This is a genomic window from Pseudomonas sp. JL23 (genome assembly GCF_056933585.1).
Window position 1 is genome coordinate 5883798 of sequence record NZ_CM167795.1, and the last position, 20905, is coordinate 5904702.

At 58.7% G+C, this 20905-nt stretch carries 13 protein-coding genes and 1 other RNA gene; 12 read left to right on the plus strand and 2 right to left on the minus strand.

Translation table 11 applies throughout. From position 1 onward, the window contains the following. Positions 1-2: 2 nt before the first annotated feature. Positions 3-1406: a sodium-dependent transporter gene (locus AC1Z24_RS27165; RefSeq protein WP_483743450.1), complete on the minus strand. Its 1404-nt coding sequence runs from the start codon at positions 1404-1406 to the stop codon at positions 3-5. Positions 1407-1519: 113 nt separating this feature from the next. Here AC1Z24_RS27165 and smpB point away from each other — a divergent pair, with 113 nt between their 5' ends. Further along, complete coding sequence (gene smpB, locus AC1Z24_RS27170) at positions 1520-2002, plus strand: SsrA-binding protein SmpB (RefSeq protein ID WP_413304003.1); 483 nt, start codon at positions 1520-1522, stop codon at positions 2000-2002. A gap of 142 nt (positions 2003-2144) precedes the next feature. Here smpB and AC1Z24_RS27175 read toward each other — a convergent pair whose 3' ends face one another. Continuing rightward, positions 2145-2912: a GntR family transcriptional regulator gene (locus AC1Z24_RS27175; protein WP_483743451.1), complete on the minus strand. Its 768-nt coding sequence runs from the start codon at positions 2910-2912 to the stop codon at positions 2145-2147. A gap of 331 nt (positions 2913-3243) precedes the next feature. Here AC1Z24_RS27175 and AC1Z24_RS27180 point away from each other — a divergent pair, with 331 nt between their 5' ends. From AC1Z24_RS27180 to AC1Z24_RS27230, 11 genes are all read left to right on the plus strand, one after another. Next, the gene (locus tag AC1Z24_RS27180) at positions 3244-4938 is read left to right on the plus strand and encodes a lactate permease LctP family transporter (protein WP_483743452.1); all 1695 of its coding nucleotides are present in this window, start codon (positions 3244-3246) and stop codon (positions 4936-4938) included. Between the two features lie 94 nt (positions 4939-5032). Then, positions 5033-7843, plus strand: a complete 2811-nt coding sequence (locus tag AC1Z24_RS27185) for an FAD-binding and (Fe-S)-binding domain-containing protein (protein WP_483743453.1) — start codon at positions 5033-5035, stop codon at positions 7841-7843. A gap of 280 nt (positions 7844-8123) precedes the next feature. Continuing rightward, positions 8124-8414, plus strand: a complete 291-nt coding sequence (locus AC1Z24_RS27190; RefSeq protein WP_483743454.1) for a hypothetical protein — start codon at positions 8124-8126, stop codon at positions 8412-8414. Positions 8415-8540: 126 nt separating this feature from the next. After that, positions 8541-8932: a transfer-messenger RNA gene (gene ssrA, locus AC1Z24_RS27195) on the plus strand. 187 nt (positions 8933-9119) lie between these two features. Then, positions 9120-10376, plus strand: a complete 1257-nt coding sequence (locus AC1Z24_RS27200; protein WP_336347144.1) for an integrase domain-containing protein — start codon at positions 9120-9122, stop codon at positions 10374-10376. Positions 10377-11317: 941 nt separating this feature from the next. Then, positions 11318-12301, plus strand: a complete 984-nt coding sequence (locus AC1Z24_RS27205) for an integrase domain-containing protein (RefSeq protein ID WP_336347145.1) — start codon at positions 11318-11320, stop codon at positions 12299-12301. Then, positions 12294-12569 carry a hypothetical protein gene (locus tag AC1Z24_RS27210; protein WP_336347146.1) on the plus strand — a complete coding sequence of 92 codons (276 nt, stop codon included), beginning with the start codon at positions 12294-12296 and terminating at the stop codon, positions 12567-12569. The genes AC1Z24_RS27205 and AC1Z24_RS27210 overlap by 8 nt, the downstream gene beginning before the upstream one ends. A 288-nt stretch (positions 12570-12857) precedes the next feature. Continuing rightward, complete coding sequence (gene hsdR / locus AC1Z24_RS27215; protein WP_336347147.1) at positions 12858-16322, plus strand: type I restriction-modification system endonuclease; 3465 nt, start codon at positions 12858-12860, stop codon at positions 16320-16322. Between the two features lie 98 nt (positions 16323-16420). Then, positions 16421-17932 (plus strand): RNA-binding domain-containing protein, encoded by a 1512-nt coding sequence (locus AC1Z24_RS27220; protein WP_336347148.1) that lies wholly within the window; start codon positions 16421-16423, stop codon positions 17930-17932. A 66-nt stretch (positions 17933-17998) separates the two neighbouring features. After that, a complete protein-coding gene (locus tag AC1Z24_RS27225) occupies positions 17999-19549 on the plus strand; it encodes a class I SAM-dependent DNA methyltransferase (RefSeq protein ID WP_336347149.1) in 1551 nt (516 codons plus the stop codon). Next, a complete protein-coding gene (locus tag AC1Z24_RS27230; protein WP_483743455.1) occupies positions 19542-20891 on the plus strand; it encodes a restriction endonuclease subunit S in 1350 nt (449 codons plus the stop codon). The genes AC1Z24_RS27225 and AC1Z24_RS27230 overlap by 8 nt, the downstream gene beginning before the upstream one ends. The last annotated feature ends 14 nt before the right edge of the window (positions 20892-20905 follow it).

The window sequence follows — 20905 nt, forward strand, 5'->3', positions numbered from 1 at the left end:
CGTCATTTCCAAAGCTGAGCGGCAAAGACAACCAGAATGCCGATCGGCGCAACATAGCGCATCAAAAAGAACGTTGTGGCGAACAGCACGGGGCTGCGGATCGACAACTCGTCGCGTACCGCCTTCGTGCCCATCACCCAACCTGCGAACAGTACAAAACACAGCCCACCCAGCGGCAGCATGATCCGCGAGGTGAAGAAATCAATGACCCCGAAGAAATCCAGGCCTTTTTCCGCACCCCACTGGTAGAGATGAAAGCCGCTGGCATCGCTCACGAAAAACTTGGCCTTCTGCCAGATGTTGAACGAGAACACCGTGCCCAAACCAACAAACCAGCAGCTGAAGGCCAGCCAGAAGGTCACCCAGGCGCGGCTGACCTTTGTCCGCTCGACCAGATAAGCCACCATCGGCTCCAGCAGGGAAATCGCCGAGCTCCAGGCGGCAATGGCCACCAGCACAAAGAACACTACCCCCATCACCTGGCCAAAGGCTACGTTACCGAACGCATAAGGCAAGGTGACGAACATCAGGCCAGGGCCTTCGCTGGGGTTCAACCCGGCCTGAAACACGATAGGGAACAACGCCAGGCCGGCCAGCAATGAGACAAAGGTATCGAGCAGGGCCACGCCGACCACGGTCGAGCTGATCGAAGCGCCCTTGGTCATGTAGGCGCCGTAGATCATGATCGACCCCACGCCGACGCTCAGGGAAAAGAACGCGTGGCCCATGGCTGGCAGCAAGCCATCCATGACCTTGTCCGGATTGAAGTCGAACATGAAGTGCACGCCTTCCATAAAGTGCCCGGTGGTCAGGCTGTAGCCCAGCAGAATCAGGATGAGCAGGAACAGCAGCGGCATCATGATGCGCAGGCTGCGCTCAAGGCCGGCGACCACACCCTTGGCGATCACCACTGCCGACAGCAGCATGAACGCCGTGTGCCAAGCGGTCAGCCGCCAGGGGTCGGCAATCACCGCGCCAAAATAGGCGCCGACCTGGTCCGGAGTTACGCCCTGGAAATCGCCACGGCCCATATCGATGATGTAATCCAGGGACCAGCCGCCCACCACGCTATAAAAGGACAGGATCAGCAGCGCCGTGATCATCCCGGCAAAGGCGCCCCACGACCAGCGCGCCGAATGTCCGGCTTCCAGCGCCAGCACCTTCAGGGCATTGGCCGGGCTCAGGCGGGCGCGGCGACCGATCAGGGTCTCGGCCATCATCACCGGGATACCAATCAGCGCGATGCAGGCCAGGAACATCAGCACGAATGCGCCGCCGCCATAGACGCCGACCATGTACGGAAATTTCCAGATACTGCCCAGCCCTACCGCCGAACCCGTTGCCGCCAGAATGAACACCCAGCGACTGGCCCAACTTCCATGGACCGAAACCTTATCCGTCGACATCGCAACACGCCCAACCAAAAAAGAGCGCGCATTGTCCGGGATTCAATCAACCTGCTCAAGCACGCAGGTTACCCGTAGCCGACAATGCCGCGACTCCCTATAATGCGTCCCCTATGGCTAAGCTCAAGAAACATCCCACAGGGACCATCGCGCAAAACAAGAAGGCGCGACACGATTACTTCATCGAACACAAGTTCGAGGCCGGTCTGGTCCTGGCTGGCTGGGAAGTAAAAAGCCTGCGTGCCAACAAGGTACAGCTGGTCGACAGTTATGTGCTGCTCAAGGATGGCGAGGCCTGGCTGATGGGTAGCCATATCTCGCCGCTGACGACTGCCAGCACACACGTCATCGCTGACCCGACACGCACCCGCAAACTGCTGCTCAACCAGCGCGAGCTGGAAAAGCTGATCACCTCGGTGTCGCAGAAAGGCTATGCCTGCGTGGCCCTCTCCCTTTACTGGAAAGCGCACTTGATCAAGTGCGAGATCGCTCTGGGCAAAGGCAAGAAGGAATACGACAAGCGCGATACCGAGCGCGAACGCGACTCCAATCGCGAGCTACAACGCGCCGTGCGCAATAAGGGCAAGGACGAGTAGCGACTCTCACCAATCACCTGAATTGGAATGAGAACTGTGGGACCGGCTTTAGCCGGGACAGGGCCGGTACATCCGCTGCATTTCCTTGAGCGGATAGACCGCCTTCCCGGCTAAAGCCGGTCCCACACTGTCGGGCCTGGCTCTACATGCCGTTACGCCGCTCCGCCCGGGCCGCGCGCTGTACCTGCTGACGCACCTCTTCCAGCACTTCCTGCACATACAGCAGATGCCGTGCCGACACTTCCCGCGCGTCCTGCGCCCGCCCTTCGATAATCGCCGAGTACAGCTCCCGATGCTGATCGATCAGCATGTCGCGGGTTTCTGTGCGCTGCTTGTACATGCCGCCGATATTGGTCACCACGTTGCGTTTGAGCAGATCGAACAGACCGCGAATGGTGTGCAGCAACACCGCGTTGTGACTGGCCTCGGCAATCGCCAGATGGAAATTGGCATCGGCCGCGCCCTCTTCCGCCCGGCTGACTTCATCAACCCGGGTGTAACAATCCTGCAGGGTTTCGAAGGCCGCCTTTAAGCGTTCGCGATCCACATCCGTCGCTCGGATGGCCGCGTAGTAGGCGCAGGACACCTCAAGGGTCTGGCGAAACTCCAACAGATCGCGCTGGGCATCGGGGCTGCTTTCCAGCAGATGCAGCAGCGGATCACTGAAGGTCGAGCCGAGGTTTTCCACGACATAGTTGCCGCCACCCTGGCGACTGATCAACAGCCCCTTGGCCGTCAATTTCTGAATCGCCTCGCGCAGCGAGGGACGCGACACGCCGAATTGCTCGGCCAGTGCGCGCTCGGCAGGCAGTCGGCCGCCCGATTTCAGCGTTCCTTCCAGGATCATTCTTTCCAGCTGCTCGACAATATCGTCAGACAAACGGCGCTGACGCACCTGATCAAACCCCATAACCCTCACTCCACATCCCCGAAGAATTGCCGGGACCGCCTATTCTGGCTGATTGGCGGCGCGCAAGCACCCTCCAGATATCGCCATAGACGCCCCATCAGACGCATATCGACGGGCAACCTCGACCAAAGTTTGAGAGAGACAAATTGACACACCACAGACAAGGCTTTTAACCTAGCGACCAGCGATTGTAAATTGGTATTACCAATTATCCAATGCCAGTGTTCGGGGGACGGGCACTGCAAGACCTTTCACACAATGAAAGGCTTTAACTGGTCGACGCCCAAGGCGGACACCGGGCCTAACCAAAAACAATTAGGGGCCACCCCATATGCAAACCTGGCAGCAGATCTACGCACCTCTCGGCAGTCTCGGTCTCTCCGCACTCGCGGCGTTGATCCCTATCGTTTTCTTCTTCCTGGCCCTGGCCGTGTTCCGGCTCAAAGGTCATATCGCCGGCACCATCACCCTGGCACTGTCGATCCTGGTGGCGATCTTCGCCTTCAAGATGCCTGCCGACATGGCCTTCGCAGCGGCCGGTTACGGCTTCGCCTATGGCTTATGGCCAATCGCCTGGATCATTGTCGCGGCGGTGTTCCTCTACAAACTGACGGTCAAGAGCGGCCAGTTCGAGATCATCCGCAGTTCGGTCATGTCCATTACCGATGACCAGCGCCTGCAAGTGTTGCTGATCGGCTTCTGCTTCGGCGCCTTCCTTGAAGGTGCGGCAGGCTTTGGCGCACCGGTGGCGATTACCGCTGCATTGTTGGTCGGCCTCGGCCTGAATCCGCTGTACGCAGCAGGCCTGTGCCTGATTGCCAACACAGCACCGGTCGCTTTCGGCGCGCTGGGTATTCCGATCATCGTTGCCGGGCAAGTCTCGGGCATCGACGCGTTCAAGATCGGCGCCATGGCCGGCCGGCAATTGCCGCTGCTGTCGCTGTTCGTACCTTTCTGGTTGATGTTCATGATGGACGGCCTGCGCGGCGTCAGGGAAACCTGGCCAGCCGCTCTGGTAGCTGGCGCCAGCTTTGCCGTGACCCAGTACCTGACCTCCAACTTCATTGGCCCTGAGCTGCCGGACATCACCTCGGCGCTGGTCAGCCTGGTGTCCCTGACCCTGTTCCTGAAAGTCTGGCAACCGGCGCGGGAATCCGACGCAGTCGTGGTCGGCAGCGGCGGCGCAGCACTGGCCGGTGGCCCTGGCGGCAACTTCAGCGCGCCACGCAACCGCGTTGCCTCGCCTTATACCGGCGGGCAGATCTTCAAGGCCTGGTCACCGTTCCTGATTCTTACCGTGATCGTGACCATCTGGACCTTGAAACCCTTCAAAGCCCTGTTCGCCGCAGGCGGCGCGCTGAAAGACTTCACTATCAGCTTTGTAGTCCCGCACCTCGATCAACTGGTGATGAAAGCCGCGCCCATCGTCGCTACACCAACGGCAATGCCAGCGATCTACAAGTTCGACATCATCGCCGCGTCCGGCACCGCTATCCTGCTTTCGGCGATCCTGACGATGCTGGTACTGCGCATCAGCGCAAAAACTGGTCTTACCACTTTTAAGGAAACCCTGATCGAGCTGCGCTGGGCCATCGTCTCCATCGGCATGGTGCTAGCCTTCGCCTTCGTCATGAACTACTCGGGCATGTCGTCGACCCTGGCCCTGGTATTGGCGGGCACCGGCGCGGCCTTCCCGTTCTTCTCGCCGTTCCTCGGCTGGCTGGGCGTGTTCCTGACCGGCTCCGACACCTCGGCCAACGCCCTGTTCGGCTCACTGCAAGCCACCACCGCACACCAGCTCGGCATCAGTGATGTGCTGACCGTCGCCGCCAACTCCAGCGGCGGCGTGACCGGCAAGATGATCTCACCGCAATCCATCGCCGTCGCCTGCGCCGCCACCGGCCTGGTCGGCAAGGAGTCGGACCTGTTCCGCTTCACCCTCAAGCACAGCCTGTTCTTCGCCACCATCGTCGGCTGCATTACTTATGCACAGGCGTACTGGCTGACGGGCATGCTGGTGCACTGATAGCCTCACCCAAGGCGCCGCAGCCCGCCTGCGGCGTCCTTATTACTGATAACCGGGAACACCCGGAGTAGATCCTGATGATCCTGGAGTAGCCATGAGCCTGCCCGCCGCCTTTATCCGCGAAGCCCAACGCCTGATCCCGGCGCAACGGCGCTTCGATGACCCGCTCTCGACCCTGGCCTTCGGCACCGATGCCAGCTTCTATCGACTGATCCCCAAGCTGGTGATCCGCGTCGAATCCGAGGATGAAGTGGTCGCCCTGCTGCAACTGGCCCAGACCGAAAAAGTCCCGGTGACCTTCCGCGCAGCGGGCACCAGCCTGTCCGGCCAGGCCATCACTGACTCGGTACTGCTGGTGCTGGGGGATAACTGGAACGGTCGTGAAGTGCGCCAGCAAGGCGCGCAGATTCGTCTGCAACCCGGCGTGATCGGCGCCCAGGCCAACGCCTGGCTGGCCCCGTTCGGGCGCAAGATCGGACCCGACCCGGCTTCAATCAACGCCTGCAAAATCGGCGGCATCGTCGCCAACAATTCCAGTGGCATGTGCTGTGGCACGGCCCAGAACAGCTATCACACACTGGCCGGTATCCGCGTGGTGCTGGCCGACGGCACGCGCCTGGACAGCGAAGATCCGACCAGTGTCGCGGCCTTTCGCGCCAGCCATGGCGAACTGCTTGAGCAACTGGCCCGTCTGGGTCGCGAGACCCGCGCCAACACTGAACTTGCAGCAAAAATCCGGCACAAATACCGCCTGAAAAACACCACCGGCCTGTCACTCAATGCCCTCATCGATTTCGATGAACCGCTGGATATCCTCAGCCACCTGCTGGTCGGTTCCGAAGGCACCCTCGGTTTTATCAGCGCCGTGACCTACGACACTGTGCCCGATCACCCGCACAAAGCCTCGGCGCTGATCGTCTTCCCCGACGTGGAAATCTGCTGCAACGCCGTGACCGTCCTGAAAACCCAGCCAGTCTCCGCCGTCGAACTGCTCGACCGCCGCAGCATGCGCTCGGTCCAGGACAAACCCGGCATGCCCGCCTTCGTCCGCGAATTGTCGGACAACGCCTGCGCCCTGCTGATCGAAGCCCGCGCTGCATCCCAGGCACTCCTGCACGAGCAACTGGCGCAGATCATGGCCTCGCTCGCGCCCTTCGCCGTGGAAAAACAGGTCGACTTCACCGAAGATCCGCAGGAAAACGCCCGCCTCTGGGCCATCCGCAAGGACACCTTCCCCGCCGTCGGCGCCGTACGCCAGACCGGCACCACAGTGATCATCGAAGACGTCACATTCCCCGTGGAACAACTGGCCATCGGCGTACGTCGCCTGATCGAGCTGTTCGACAAGCACCACTACGACGAAGCGATCCTGTTCGGCCATGCCCTCGAGGGCAACCTGCACTTCGTCTTCACCCAGGGCTTCGACGATCCCGAGCAAGTGGCTCGCTACAGCGCCTTCATGGAAGATGTCACGCAACTGGTGGCGGTGGAATTCGGCGGCTCGCTCAAGGCCGAACACGGCACCGGCCGTAACATGGCGCCCTTCGTCGAACTGGAATGGGGCCGCGACGCCTACCAGTTGATGTGGCAGCTCAAGCGCCTGCTCGACCCCAACGGCATCCTCAACCCCGATGTAGTGCTGAGCACCGACCCGCAGATCCACCTGAAAAATCTCAAGCCCCTGCCCGCCGCCGACGAAATCGTCGACAAGTGCATCGAGTGTGGCTTCTGCGAACCGGTCTGCCCCTCCAACGGCCTGACCCTGACCCCACGCCAGCGCATCGTTATCTGGCGCGATATCCAGGCAAAAAAACGCGCCGGCATCGACACCAGCGAACTGGAGCGCGACTACCACTACCAAGGCATCGACACCTGCGCCGCCACTGGCCTGTGCTCGCAGCGCTGCCCGGTGGGCATCAATACCGGCGAGCTGGTGAAAAAACTGCGCAGCCGCGAAGCCCATCACGACAAAACCGCCACCTGGCTGGCCGACCACTTCAAAACCGCCCTGCAAGGCGCACGCTTCACCCTGCACGCCGCCAATGGCGCACGCATGCTGCTGGGCGCGCCACGCCTGGCAAAAATCTCCGCCGCCCTGAGCAAAGCCTCAGCCGGCCGCGTACCGCAATGGACCCCGGCCATGCCCCAGGCCGAACAGGCCATTCGCATCACGCCAGTAGTGGACGATCAACGCCCAAGGGTTGTGTATCTGGCAGCCTGCGTATCGCGGGTCATGGGCCCCGCAGCGGCTGATCGCGAGCAAATGTCGCTACTGGAAAAAACCCGCGGCCTGCTGGAAAAAGCCGGTTACCAGGTAGTGTTCCCGGACAATCAGGACAGCCTCTGCTGCGGCCAGCCGTTCGCCTCCAAGGGCTACAACGAACAGGCCGACGCCAAGCGCGATGAACTGCTCGCCGCCCTGAGCAAAGCCAGCCGCGGCGGCCTCGACCCGATCTACTGCGACACCAGCCCGTGCACCCTGCGCTTGGTCCAGGAGCTCAAGGACACCCGCCTCGACCTCTATGATCCAGTGCGTTTCATCCGCACGCACCTGTTGGACAAACTGACCTTCACCCCCCAGCAACAACCCATCGCCGTCCACGTCACCTGCAGCACCCAGCACCTGGGCGAAAGCCAGGCACTGATCGAACTGGCGCGGCTGTGCAGCGTCAACGTGGTCATTCCCGAAGGCATCCACTGCTGCGGCTTCGCCGGAGACAAAGGCTTCACCCAGCCCGAACTCAACGCCCACTCACTGCGCACCCTCAAGGACGCCGTGCAGTACTGCGAAGAAGGCATCTCCACCAGCCGCACCTGCGAAATCGGCCTGACCCGCCACGGCGGCATCGACTACCACGGGCTGGTCTACCTGGTGGACCGAGTGACCCAGCCGCGCACGACATGATTTGTAACGAGATCTGTGTACTGGATGTGGCTGGCCCTGTCAGACACAACACAACCCTATGAATCAAAAAGAGATTCCGCGGGAGTCGGCTTGCTGGCGATCGAGTGCGAAGCGCTCGCAATGAAGCGACACCTTTCACACCCAGCGCAAAATAAATAGAACCCCTGCGAATCACCACAGTCATCTATTTAAGCCCCTCAATCAGACGGGGCTTATTAATGACTTTGGATTCGGCCCTCATAGACCGGTCAAACCAGGTCCACAGGCCAAGGAGATACACATGAAACGTACCGTATTCGCTGGATTGTTCCTTACTACCGCACTGTTGGCTTCCCCGGTTTTCGCAGCAGACGATCTGTGCGGCGCCAATATCAAGACCCTTGAAAATGCCCAGGTATCGTCTAGCGCCAATCTGAGTAAAGAAACCAAGGACGAGATGGCCAAGACAGTCAAAGATGCGAAGGCTGCACAAAGCGCAAATGACACCGAAAAATGCATCGCGTTGACCACCAAGGAAATCACCGAGCTGAAAAATACCGGCTCCGGCACTGATGGCGGCACCGCCAAGTAAATGCGGCTCCATCGGCCGAAAGGGGTTCATGGCGAGCCCCTTTCGTGCCGGGCAACACGCAACACGGGTCGACGCAAGCCATTGATTGGCGTAGACTCCACGACCTGGCTGCTTCTGGCAGCCACTGGGGCCGATTAGGATTCGACGCCGGTGATGAAACTTTAGGTGCATGCCGACTTGGTAACAGAAGTCGTAAATCCACTGTTGCAACTACTTATAGTTGCCAATGACGACCATTACGGGGAACAAGCTCTCGCTGCGTAAGCGGCGCTAGCCTTCCTCCTGGTACCTTCGGGTCCAGCAATCACTAGGGGATGTCTGTAAACCCGAAGTGATTGTCATATAGAACAGAATCGCCGTGCAGTACGTTGTGGACGAAGCGGCTAAAACTTACACAACTCGCCCAAAGCACCCTGCCCGTCGGGTCGCTGAGGGTTAACTTAATAGACACGGCTAAGCATGTAGGACCGACAGCGGAGTACTGGCGGACGGGGGTTCAAATCCCCCCGGCTCCACCACTTCATCATCTAAAGACGTCCACGGACGTCTTTTTTTGTGCCTGAAACTTAGTGAAATCAAGGGTTTCAGCGCTTCTTAGGTTTTTTGGCACCCGCCGAGTTCTGACCGTTCAGGTATTCCAAGTGGTATTCCAGCCCCTCCGGGGTTAATCTCTGGAATACCCAAACAGCGCCTGAGGTAGATCTCATGCCTGCTCCAGCCCTCCGTCTCTCCGACCGACAACTCAAGGGAGTCAAACCGGCGTCCAAGGATTACGTCCTCACCGACGGCGACGGTTTGCAGCTCCGCGTACGCAGCAACGGCTCGTTGCTGTGGAATTTCAATTACCGCGAACCGGTGACCAAAAAACGCATCAACATGGGCTTCGGGACCTACCCCGAGCTGTCACTAGCGAATGCACGAAAGAAGGCTGTCGAAGCGCGCGAACTGCTCGCGCAAGGCATCGACCCCAAAGTGCAGCGCAACATGCTAAATGAAACCAGGCGAGCCGAAACTGAACACACCTTCGAGAACGTCGCTCTCGCCTGGTTCGAGCTCAAAAAAGACTCGGTCACCCCGGCCTACGCCGAAGATATTTGGCGCTCGCTCACGCTGCACGTGCTGCCGAGTATGAGAATCACGCCACTGGTGAAGATCACTGCCCCGATGGTGATCGAGCTGCTTCGCCCGCTCGAAGCCAAAGGCAGCTTGGAAACGGTGAAACGCTTGACCCAGCGGCTCAACGAGATCATGACCTACGGCGTTAACTCCGGGCTGATCTTCGCCAACCCGCTCAGTGGCATTCGCGCTGTGTTCAAAAAGCCCAAGAAAGAAAACATGGCCGCGCTTCCGCCCGAAGAGCTTCCCGAGCTTATGATGGAAATCGCCAACGCCAGTATTAAGCGCATCACCCGCTGCCTGCTCGAATGGCAACTGCACACCATGACCCGCCCCGCCGAAGCGGCCACCACTCGATGGGTCGATATCGACTTCGATAAAGCGTTATGGGTGATCCCCGCCGAGCGCATGAAGAAGCGCCGCCCCCACGCGGTCCCCCTCACCGAGCAGGCGCTCGCACTGCTTGCCACGGTTAGGCCGCACAGCGGCAATCGTGAATATGTATTTCCCTCTGACCGCAATCCCCGCACCCACGCCAATAGCCAGACCGCGAATATGGCGCTCAAGAGGATGGGCTTCCAAGACCGCCTGGTCAGCCACGGTCTGCGCTCGATGGCCAGCACCATTCTTAACGAGCATGGCTGGGACCCCGAGTTGATCGAGGTCGCGCTGGCGCATGTGGACAAGGATGAAGTGCGCAGTGCGTACAACCGTGCGGATTATATCGAGCGCCGACGGCCGATGATGGCGTGGTGGAGTGAATACATTCAGAAAGCGGCGACGGGCAACCTTTCGGCAACCGCGATCAACGTGACGCGTGATCGCATCGTGGTGCCGATCCGGTAGCGCTGCGGCATCGGTGGCAGAAAGCGCGCCGTCAGACTCACCGGCGGCAGTGGCCAACTCACTTTGCTCTAAGCCTCTCCGGCCCAGCCCCTGGGTATGGGGAGGCTTCGCATCCCCATACCCAGGGGCTAACACTATAAAAGCGACGAGCGGCCGCGCCGCTACTGAATGCCACCGATTTCCACTCCACGCCAACGCTTTCAATTGGCGCAATTCCAGGCGCGTTTCGCCATTGACCCATACCCCCATCGCCATTAAAACGAAGCTTCCAAACGCTGCCGTTGGCAGCACCCCAGATGGCCAGAGCCTTCAAGGTCATGCCGCTAACGCGGTGGCTCAACCTAAGTACGATTCGCGTCCGGCAGCTCGTACGGTCACTACCCTCGTGATGGATGCCCACTTCACTTCGTTGCCCATGCGGCAACCACCCTACCCTCTTGCTGCCTTGTAGCAACCCATTCGCATGGCCATTTCATATGCGCCATCCCTTTGCCCGTCTCTTTCTAAGGAAAGAGACGGGCGCACATACCACCGCTGCCGGCAAGGTAATACGTGGCTTTGCCGCAATCCTCCTCGTGACAATCGGCGTGACAAACGCCGAAGCCACCTACAACAACGATGTAGATGATGGTGCCGCAGACCTTAACTGGACTGCGCCTGGCTGACAGCCAGGCACGCCCTGTCATCGCGTCGTTGTCTTCAACCGACTCAGGATCTCGCGGCGATGGTTTCGTCACCCAACGCAGCCTCCACCCGCCCACCGGTTTCGGTGCTCAGGGGGCCAGATCATGAGATGCCCAAGCTCTCGGCCGTAAGGAGCCGCCAGTCCCGCGTAAGTGGACATCCCACAGGCCGCAGGGGCCTTGATCCCTGATAACACTCAGCATTCTTGGCGGGATGACGTGGGACGAAGACCTAGTGAATTAGGCGAGGGAAGCGAAATGGTATTAGTAGGCAGGCGAGAAGGCCGCAATTTTGGCTACGGCAGGCAATTGAGCTACGCAGGGCCGCAGGCGCTGAAAGACATGTTCGGCGGAGGCCACTACGGCACGGTCAAGGCGCACTCTGATCGGTGGTTGGCATTCGTGAAGTGGTGTCGGTCTGAAGCGGGGCCCGGGGTCAATGATGCGCGGCAGATTGATCGCGAGGTGCTGTCGGACTATGCCGCATACCTTCGCGGCCTGGTTGAGCACGGAGACCTAGCAATCAGCACTGCACAAAACCGGCTATCCAGCGTTAACAGAACCATGGCAGCGCTTCGCGGTGATCAATATGTGAAATTGCCAAGTCCGAGCAAGGCGTTAGGTATGCAGCGCACCGGGGTCCGTCAATCGGTGCCGCAAGGCCAAGACCGCGAACAGGTACAGCAGATCGTCGAGACGCTTTGTAGCCGTGATCAGATGCGGGCAGCAGCGATAGTTCAGTTGACGCGAGCCACGGGGATGCGTTTGCGCGAGGCCATCCTGGCTGACCTGTCACGGCTGAGCCGTGAAGCCGCGCTCTACGGCAAAATCAATATCCAGGATGGCACCAAAGGCGGGCGCGCCGGTACATCTGCACCCCGCTGGATTAAGGTGGATGACCATATTCGTGGCGCACTTAGATTTGCATTGCAAGTATCCCCCGCGGATAGCCGCAACCTGATTGCTCCAAACGAGAGCTATCTGAACGTTCTGCAGGAAATAGCCCGGCCAGCGAGAGAGGTCCTGAAAGCACACGACCTCAAAGGCTTTCACGAACTTCGGGCGGCGTTTGCATGTGAGCGCTATGAACAGATCACACATCACTGTGCGCCTGTAAATGGTGGTCAGTGCTACGCCATAGACCGGCGCCTAGATCTTGAGGCTCGCATGCAGATCAGCAATGAGCTGGGGCATGGACGGATTGAGGTGGTCGCTGCCTACATAGGGGGAGGGTATGACTAAGGCGTTTGATATGGAGTTGTTCTTGAGTGCCGTGCTGACAGGGTCGCATGCGACGCGGCACCGGCATTTGCGGCAGGCGAGAATCATCCAATCTGAAATCGCAAAACGCTGGCAGCGTTCAACTCCTTGGGCCTGGCAGCGAAAGCATTTGGTTTGGTTTCTTGAACATTCCCTCACCGGCCGCAGTGAGGCAACACAGTATTACTATTTGCTTACTGTCCAACTGCTCGCACGACGCCTGGAAAGGCCATGGGTTTTTAAGCGTTGAGTGGAGCTCCCGTTCCTAACCATCGGTAATCGCCACCGCCTCGGAAAATCACGGCGTCGACGCGCCTATTAGCAACCTCCTCAGTGCTGAGGAAATCATGACTTTTAAAGTCAGCCCGGTTATGCGCAAATCGCGCCGCATACAAGCGTAACGTCTCGCCCTCGGCCAGTAGCTGATCACGCTGGACCGACGGCATATGGTTATACACGCACCACGCTTCGTCTGGCATTATGCCCTTATAGCGCCACCATTCTCGGGATGGCTGGTGACGAACTCAAGGGATGGAACATGGCAGAGAACAGCAACTTCGCCTTTTTCAAAGAACACGATCCGGTTTTTTTCCAACTTGCCAATGCGGCCGAGCGAGTATTTTCCAGCGACCCCAACACGACGCTGATCAAACTGCGCCAGTTGGGCGAAGCGCTCGCCCAGGATCTGGCGGTAAGAGCAGGCATTGAGTTCGACGCCACCACTTCCCAAGCTGATCTGCTATTCCGCCTAAGCCGTGAAATCCAGCTCGACGGCAACATCCGCAACCTGCTCCATACGCTGCGCATCGAAGGCAATAAGGCTACCCACGAATTCCGCACCCAGCATCGTGAGGCACTGGACGGACTGAGGGTCGCACGCGCCTTGGCGATCTGGTATCACCAGTCATTTGGCACGGGCGGCAGCACCTTCAAACCTGGGCCTTTCATGGTTCCGGCCGATCCGAGTGAGCCTCTACGTGAGCTGCAGGGGCAGATCGAAAAACTTCGCGCAGAGCTGGGCGACAGTCGCCAGCAATTGGAGAACAACCACCAATTAGCCGAGCTACTGGCGCAAGAAAAGCATGAGCAAGCCAGTCTTGTTGGGCAGATGAACGAGGAAGCTCGCGTCTACGAGCAGATTGCCCTTGAACGCGAGGCCGAACTATCGAAGGCCCGAGTCGATTTCGAGGCACGGCTGAAAGTGCTGCAACAACAGCTTGAAGATCAGCCGCAAGCTGCCCAGCAGGTCACGCGTAAAACTCAGCAGGCAAGCAGCCAGTTCGACCTCAATGAAGACCTCACCCGTATTCTCATCGATCAACAGTTGAACGATACCGGCTGGGAAGCCGATTCGCTCGATCTTACCTACAGCAAGGGCGCTCGGCCCGAAAAGGGCAAGAACAAGGCCATCGCCGAATGGCCAACCAGCAAGCCGAAAGAAAACGCTGATTACGTGCTATTCGCCGGCCTCATCCCAGTCGCCATAGTCGAAGCCAAGCGCAAGCGCGTCAACATAGCGGACCGCATTCCCCAAGCCGAGCGCTATTCACGCCAACTGATCGTTACCGACAATCTGCAACCGGCCGGGCAGAACACGGGCTGGGCCGATGGCCAGGGCAGCCACTTCAAAGTCCCGTTTGCCTTTGCCTGCAATGGCCGGCCCTTCATTAAGCAGCTCGCCGAGCTATCTGGCATCTGGTTTCGTGACTTGCGCAGCCCGGCCAACCTGCGCCGGCCGCTGCAGGACTTCCACACGCCGGGCGGCCTACTCGACCTGCTCAAACGCAGCCGTGAGGACGCCGAGGCGAAACTACAGCAGGAAGGCTTCGCCTATCTCAAGCTGCGTGACTATCAGGAAAACGCCATCCGCGCCGTCGAACTGGCCCTAGCCGCCAATCGCCGCAACTGTCTGCTGGCCATGGCGACCGGAACCGGAAAAACGCGCACTATCATTGGCTTGATGTACCGCCTGCTGAAGGCCGAGCGCTTTCGCCGTATTCTTTTCCTGGTCGATCGCAGCGCCTTGGGGGAACAGGCCATCGAAGCCTTCAATGAGGCGACGCTGGAACAGAACCACACGCTGGCGCAGATCTACGACGTCAAAGAACTAGGTGACATGGCTGCCGAAGCTGAAACACGAGTTCAGGTCGCCACTGTGCAGGCCATGGTCAAGCGCATCTTCCAATCGGACACTCCGCCGCCCATCGATGCCTTCGACTGCATCATCGTCGACGAAGCCCACCGCGGTTACACCCTCGATCAGGAAATGACTGAGGGCGAGCTGGCAGTGCGCGACTTCAACCAGTACCTATCGCAGTATCGTCGCGTGCTCGACTATTTCGACGCCTGCCGCGTCGGGCTCACCGCTACGCCAGCCAAGCACACCAGTGAAGTCTTCGGGGCTCCGATATACACCTACAGCTACCGTGAGGCCGTGGCTGACGACTGGCTGATCGATCACGAACCTCCAATCCGCTACCAGACCCTGCTGAGCCAAAACGGCATCCACTTTGCCAAGGGCGAGAGCGTCAGCGTCATCGATACGAGTACCGGCGAAGTGGATGTCGCCGAGCTTGAGGACGAACTCGACTTCGAAATCGAGTCCTTCAATCGCCGCGTGATTACGCCCGGTTTCGACAAGGTCATCTGCGAGCAACTGGCACAAGAGCTCGACCCGTCGGGCGACGAAAAAACGATGATTTTTTGCGTAAACCAAGCCCATGCCGAGAGGGTCAAAAATCTTCTCGACGAAGCCTTCAAGGACGTTCACGGCGAGGATTACAATCAGGCGGCTGTACAGATCATCACCGGGCAAAGTGACAAGGTCAAACAACTGATCCGCCAGTACAAGAACGAGCGCTACCCGAGCATTGCCATCACGGTCGACCTGTTGACCACCGGTATCGACGTACCGCGCATTTGCCACTTGGTGTTCATGCGCCGGGTGCGTTCGCGCATCCTCTACGAACAGATGAAGGGCCGCGCGACTCGCCGCTGCGATGAAATCGGCAAGACGGTATTCAAGATCTACGACCCAGTTGACCTGTACGCGGCCCTCGAACCAGTAGATACAATGAAGCCGCTAGTGAAAGACCCAAGCATCAGCCTCGAACAGCTGGTCAGCGAGCTAAGCAACCCAGCCAGCCTCGATGCTCCTGGTAACCAGCCAGACACTAGTCATGCCCACGACGTCCTGGACCAGCTCAGCCAGCGGATCATGCGTATTCTGCGCAAGGCCAGCCATAAGGCCGAGCAAAAGCCAACCCTAAAGGCCAAGCTCGCCGAACTGGAGAACACCTGGGGCGTAGCCCCGGACAAACTGCATCAGTACCTGCACCAGCTCGGCCCACAGCAAGCTGCCCAGTTCATCCAACAGCATGCCCAACTGCTCGATCAACTCGCCACGGTTAATGCCCTGCTGGGATCGCTGAACTACCCGGTGATCTCCACTCACATGGACGAACTGATGGTGCGTGAGCAGAACTACGGCGATTACCAAAAGCCCGCGGACTATTTGGAAAGCTTCAACGACTTCATTAAGAATCAGTTGAACCAGTCAGTGGCCCTCGGCGTAGTGGTCAACCGCCCGCAAGACCTGACCCGTGAACAATTGCGCGAAGTGCGCCTGCTGCTCGACGGGCATGGCTACAGTGAGGTGAACCTGCAAAGCGCCTGGCGCAACCAAACCAACCAGGAAATCGCTGCCAGTATCGTCGGCTTCATCCGCCGCGCCGCCCTCGGAGAGGCTTTGCTACCTTTTGAGCAGCGCGTAACCAAGGCGATGGAGACGATTTATACCCTGCAGCCTTGGACTCAAATTCAGCGTAAGTGGCTTGACCGCCTGGCCAAGCAACTGGTGCACGAGGTCGTTATTGACAAGAAGCAGATTGGTGAGGCGTTCAAGAGCGATGGCGGCAGCACGCGGCTGGACAAGATGCTCGGCGGCAACCTGAGCGTGGTACTGGACGCCCTGAATGACAACCTGTGGGCACAGACGGGATGAGGCCGATCCTGAACGCTGGGTTGGCCACCGTACTCGTTCATGAGGGATAATGCCCTCCTATTGCACGAGTTATCGACTGCAACACCTAGAGACGCTTAATGACCCTTGCCGAGCTTCATCAAATCCTTGACCGTGGTGAGGACAGCCGCCATCAGTTCAAGCGCGATTTCAGCAATATCGATGCCTTGGCAGCCGAGTTGGTGGCGTTCGCCAATACGTCCGGTGGCTATTTGCTGATTGGCGTAGACGACTCCGGCGCGGTGAGCGGGTTGAGTAGCGCAGACATTTCGCGACTCAATCAACTGCTCTCCAACGCAGCCTCACAGAATGTCCGTCCGGCGATCAATCCATTGTCCAGCAACCTTCAGACCGAGCACGGGCTGGTCATGGTGGTGACAGTCGAACAAGGGCTGAATAAACCCTATGTCGACAACCAGGGTCGCATATGGGTAAAGAACGGCGCCGATAAGCGTCGGGTCACGGCCCGTGAAGAACTGCAGCGGTTGTTCCAGCAGGCCGGACTGGTGTGCGCCGATGCGGTACCGGTCGCGGGCAGCAGCGTAGCGGATATCGACGCCAAAGCGCTTGGCGAGTACTTCCAAAGACGCTTTCGGCAGAACCCCGAACAGACAGGTTTGGAAACCACCCGCATCCTGGAAAATCTTGGCCTCGCCAGTGGCGACACACCCAATTTGGCCGGTTTGCTGCTCTTCTGCCAAACGCCACAACGCCTGTGCCCGGCGTTCGATATCAAGGCCGTGGCGTTTCCGGGCACGGTTCTGCATGACCGCCACTATCTAGACAGCGAAGATATCGACGGCAATCTGCAGGAACAGTACCGACGCAGCCTTGCCTTCATAAAGCGCAACCTACACCACGTGCAGCGCCAGCAGGGCTTCAATACCCTCGGCCAGCTGGAAGTGCCGGAGGAGGTGTTTGAAGAACTGCTGGTCAATGCCCTGATCCACCGCGACTACTTTGTCAGCGCCTCCATCCGGATCATGATCTTCGCCGATCGCATCGAACTGATCAGCCCCGGGCACCTGCCTGACGTGCTCGATACCGAGAAAATTCGATTCGGCCTGTCCAACCGTCGTAACCCGACGCTCACCTCCCATGCTGTGCACATTCTCCCCTATCGCGGTTTGGGCACCGGCATCCCGCGCGCTATCGATGCTTGGCCAATGATCCGGTTGGAGGACGACCGGCAGAGTAATCAGTTCAAGGTGGTGATTCAGCGCGCCGTTGTAAAAGGGCCTCTTTCGGGCCCAAGTGGGGACCAAGTAGGGACTAAGTCGGGACCAAGTGGGGACCAAGTAGGGACTGAGTCCGCTGCCGAAGGAGAACAAGCCGAAACTCGCCTGTCTTTGCAGCAAGAGCAGGTAACGCTGCTGTGCAAAATGACAGGTGATCACACTGCGCCAGAGCTAATGACCTTCGTCGGGCGCAGCAACCGCAGCAAGTTCCGCGAGCAGGTTTTGACCCCACTACTGGTGCTTGGCGTGGTCGAGATGACCATTCCAGACAAGCCCAACAGCAGCAAGCAACGCTATCGCCTGACTGCGGCCGGCCGAGCGTTAAAAGCCGAACAACGCTCCTCAGACGACTGAGCCCAGACAACCACTTCTTTGCGCCAGCGCAATCTGGCGCTTTACACACTTCGTCACAGGTACCCCATGACCAACTCCGATATTGTCCAGAAACTCTGGAACCTCTGCGACGTCCTGCGCGACGATGGCATCAACTACAGCGACTACGTCACCGAACTCGTGCTTCTGCTGTTCATCAAGATGGAATACGAACAGGTGCAGAATAACGACAGCTTCGGCCACAAGCTGCCCGAAGGCGCGCGCTGGCCAGACCTGGCTGGCAAGTCCGGCGTTAACCTGCTCGACCACTACCGGCAGATGCTGCTGGACCTTGGCAAAAACCCTGACCCGCTGATTGCCGCCATCTACGCCGACGCTCAGACTCGCCTCAAGGAACCGCGCCACCTTGAGCAGTTGATCAAGAGCCTCGACGGCATCGACTGGTTCAGCGCCCGCCAAGACGGCCTCGGCGATCTTTATGAAGGCCTGTTGGAAAAGAACGCCAGCGAGACCAAGTCCGGCGCCGGCCAGTACTTCACCCCGCGCCCGCTGATCGACAGCATCATCCGCTGCATCAAGCCGCAGCCGGGCGAGACCATCCAAGACCCGGCCGCCGGTACTGCGGGCTTTTTGATCGCTGCTGACGCCTATATCAAAAGTCAAACCGACGATTACTACGACCTCGACGCCAAAGCCCAGGCCTTCCAGCGCAATCGCGCCTTTGTTGGCGTAGAACTGGTGCCCGGCACTCGCCGTCTGGCGCTAATGAACACCTTGCTGCATGGCATGGAAGGCGACGAGGAAGGCGTGGTGCACCTGGGCAACGCCCTAGGTCAGACCGGGGCCAACTTACCCAAGGTCGACGTCATCCTCTCCAACCCACCGTTCGGCACTGCCAAGGGTGGCGGTGGCCCGACTCGTGATGACCTTACGTACCGCACCAGTAACAAGCAGTTGGCCTTTCTCCAACACATCTACCGTGGCCTCAAGCCGGGCGGCCGCGCCGCCGTGGTGCTGCCGGATAACGTGCTGTTCGAGGCCGGCGTTGGCACCGACGTGCGTCGCGACCTGATGGACAAGTGCAACCTGCACACCATCCTGCGTCTGCCAACCGGCATCTTCTACGCCCAGGGCGTGAAGACCAACGTACTGTTCTTTCAGAAGGGCACCATGGAAAACCCACGCCAGGAGGAAGGTTGCACCAAGCGCGTGTGGATCTATGACCTGCGCAGCAATATGCCTAGTTTTGGCAAGCGTACACCCTTCGGCCCTGCCCACCTCAAGCCGTTTGAAGAGGCCTATGGCGATGATCTCAACGGCGGAAGCCTTCGCGCGGAGAACGTCGAGGGTATTGGTGAAGCCAGCCGCTTCCGCAGCTTTACCCGCGATTACATCCGCAACGAGCGTAGTGACTCGCTGGATATCAGTTGGCTAAAGGACGACAGCAGCCTGGATGCCGCCGACCTGCCCGCTCCAGAAGTACTGGCCGGTGAGGCGATGGCTGAATTGACCGAAGCGCTGCGTGAGCTGGAAGAGCTGATGAAGGCGCTGGGGGCGGGGGATGAAGTGGTGGCGCAGAAGCAGTTGATGGCTGAGGTGATGGGCTTGGCTATAGTTGAGGAGAATGGCAATGAGTGAGCTGCCAAGTGGATGGGCACGCACAACTTTAGGAACCGTTGCCGATTGGGGAGCAGGAGGAACTCCGTCTCGCAGCGAGCCAAACTTTTACGGCGGAAAGATTCCATGGATAAAAAGCGGAGAACTCAATAGCCGTTACATAAAGACGACTGAGGAAAGCATTACAGAAGAAGCTATCAAATCCTCAAGTGCGAAGATTTTCCCCGCAGGTTCCGTGGCCATCGCCATGTATGGGGCAACTATCGGTAAAACGGCCATCCTCGGCATCGATGCGTCTACCAACCAAGCTTGTGCCGTTGGTGTGCCAGTCAAAGGTCTTATGGGAAAAGAATACCTGTATAGGCTTCTTCAAAATGAAAAGGCGGCTTTCATTGAGAAAGGTAAAGGTGGAGCTCAGCCGAATATTTCGCAAGCGGTCATAAAAGCACATGAAATCAGTCTTCCACCGCTCGCCGAACAAACCCGCATCGCCGTCAAGCTCGACGAACTGCTGGCCCAAGTCGATACCCTGAAAGCCCGCATCGATGGCATCCCCGCACTACTTAAGCGCTTCCGCCAATCCGTACTCGCTGCCGCTGTTTCTGGGAGGCTAACGGAGGAGTGGCGGGTTCAACACTCGAAAGCTGAATGGAAGCAACTTACATTTGGGGATGCCGGGGAGGTTTCTGGAGGCTTAACTAAGAACTCAAAACGAAGAGCACTTCCTTTAGCAAAACCTTATCTACGAGTAGCCAACGTACATGCAAATAATCTAAATCTCGATGACGTCACGCAAATCGGCCTTACCGAGAAAGAATTCGAAAAAACCCGGCTTGTTTCTGGTGACGTCCTGATCGTTGAAGGTAATGGCAGTCTCGATCATATCGGGCGAGCCGCCATATGGAACAATGAAATTCCAGACTGCTGTCATCAAAACCACTTAATTAGATGGCGCGCAAATAACGGAGTGCACCCTAAGTTCGCTCTATATCAATTGCTTTCACCTCAAGGGCGTAAGCAACTAGTAGAGGTTGCAAAATCCACTACGGGTCTGCATACGCTGAGCATCTCGAAGGTTTCAGCTTTGAAACTTCCAATACCGGTGGCCGACGAACAAACCGAAATTATCCACCGCGTCGAGCAACTTTTCACCTTCGCCGACCAACTCGAAGCCCGCGTCAAAGCAGCCCAGGCACGTATCGACCGCCTAACCCAAAGCATCCTTGCCAAAGCCTTCCGCGGCGAGCTGGTGCCACAGGCCCCTAACGACGAACCAGCTGGCGTGCTGCTGGAGCGCATCAAGGCCCAACGTGCCACCGCGCCCAAGGCAAAGCGTGGTCGCCGAGCTGCTACGTTGGACTAAGCCTTTATCAGGAA

Bases quoted from the DNA above. Each gene is read 5' to 3' on its own strand.
- AC1Z24_RS27165 (WP_483743450.1), bottom strand. From the start codon at position 1,406: ATGTCGACGGATAAGGTTTCGGTCCATGGAAGTTGGGCCAGTCGCTGG.
- smpB (WP_413304003.1), top strand. From the start codon at position 1,520: ATGGCTAAGCTCAAGAAACATCCCACAGGGACCATCGCGCAAAACAAG.
- AC1Z24_RS27175 (WP_483743451.1), bottom strand. From the start codon at position 2,912: ATGGGGTTTGATCAGGTGCGTCAGCGCCGTTTGTCTGACGATATTGTC.
- AC1Z24_RS27180 (WP_483743452.1), top strand. From the start codon at position 3,244: ATGCAAACCTGGCAGCAGATCTACGCACCTCTCGGCAGTCTCGGTCTC.
- AC1Z24_RS27185 (WP_483743453.1), top strand. From the start codon at position 5,033: ATGAGCCTGCCCGCCGCCTTTATCCGCGAAGCCCAACGCCTGATCCCG.
- AC1Z24_RS27190 (WP_483743454.1), top strand. From the start codon at position 8,124: ATGAAACGTACCGTATTCGCTGGATTGTTCCTTACTACCGCACTGTTG.
- AC1Z24_RS27200 (WP_336347144.1), top strand. From the start codon at position 9,120: ATGCCTGCTCCAGCCCTCCGTCTCTCCGACCGACAACTCAAGGGAGTC.
- AC1Z24_RS27205 (WP_336347145.1), top strand. From the start codon at position 11,318: ATGGTATTAGTAGGCAGGCGAGAAGGCCGCAATTTTGGCTACGGCAGG.
- AC1Z24_RS27210 (WP_336347146.1), top strand. From the start codon at position 12,294: ATGACTAAGGCGTTTGATATGGAGTTGTTCTTGAGTGCCGTGCTGACA.
- hsdR (WP_336347147.1), top strand. From the start codon at position 12,858: ATGGCAGAGAACAGCAACTTCGCCTTTTTCAAAGAACACGATCCGGTT.
- AC1Z24_RS27220 (WP_336347148.1), top strand. From the start codon at position 16,421: ATGACCCTTGCCGAGCTTCATCAAATCCTTGACCGTGGTGAGGACAGC.
- AC1Z24_RS27225 (WP_336347149.1), top strand. From the start codon at position 17,999: ATGACCAACTCCGATATTGTCCAGAAACTCTGGAACCTCTGCGACGTC.
- AC1Z24_RS27230 (WP_483743455.1), top strand. From the start codon at position 19,542: ATGAGTGAGCTGCCAAGTGGATGGGCACGCACAACTTTAGGAACCGTT.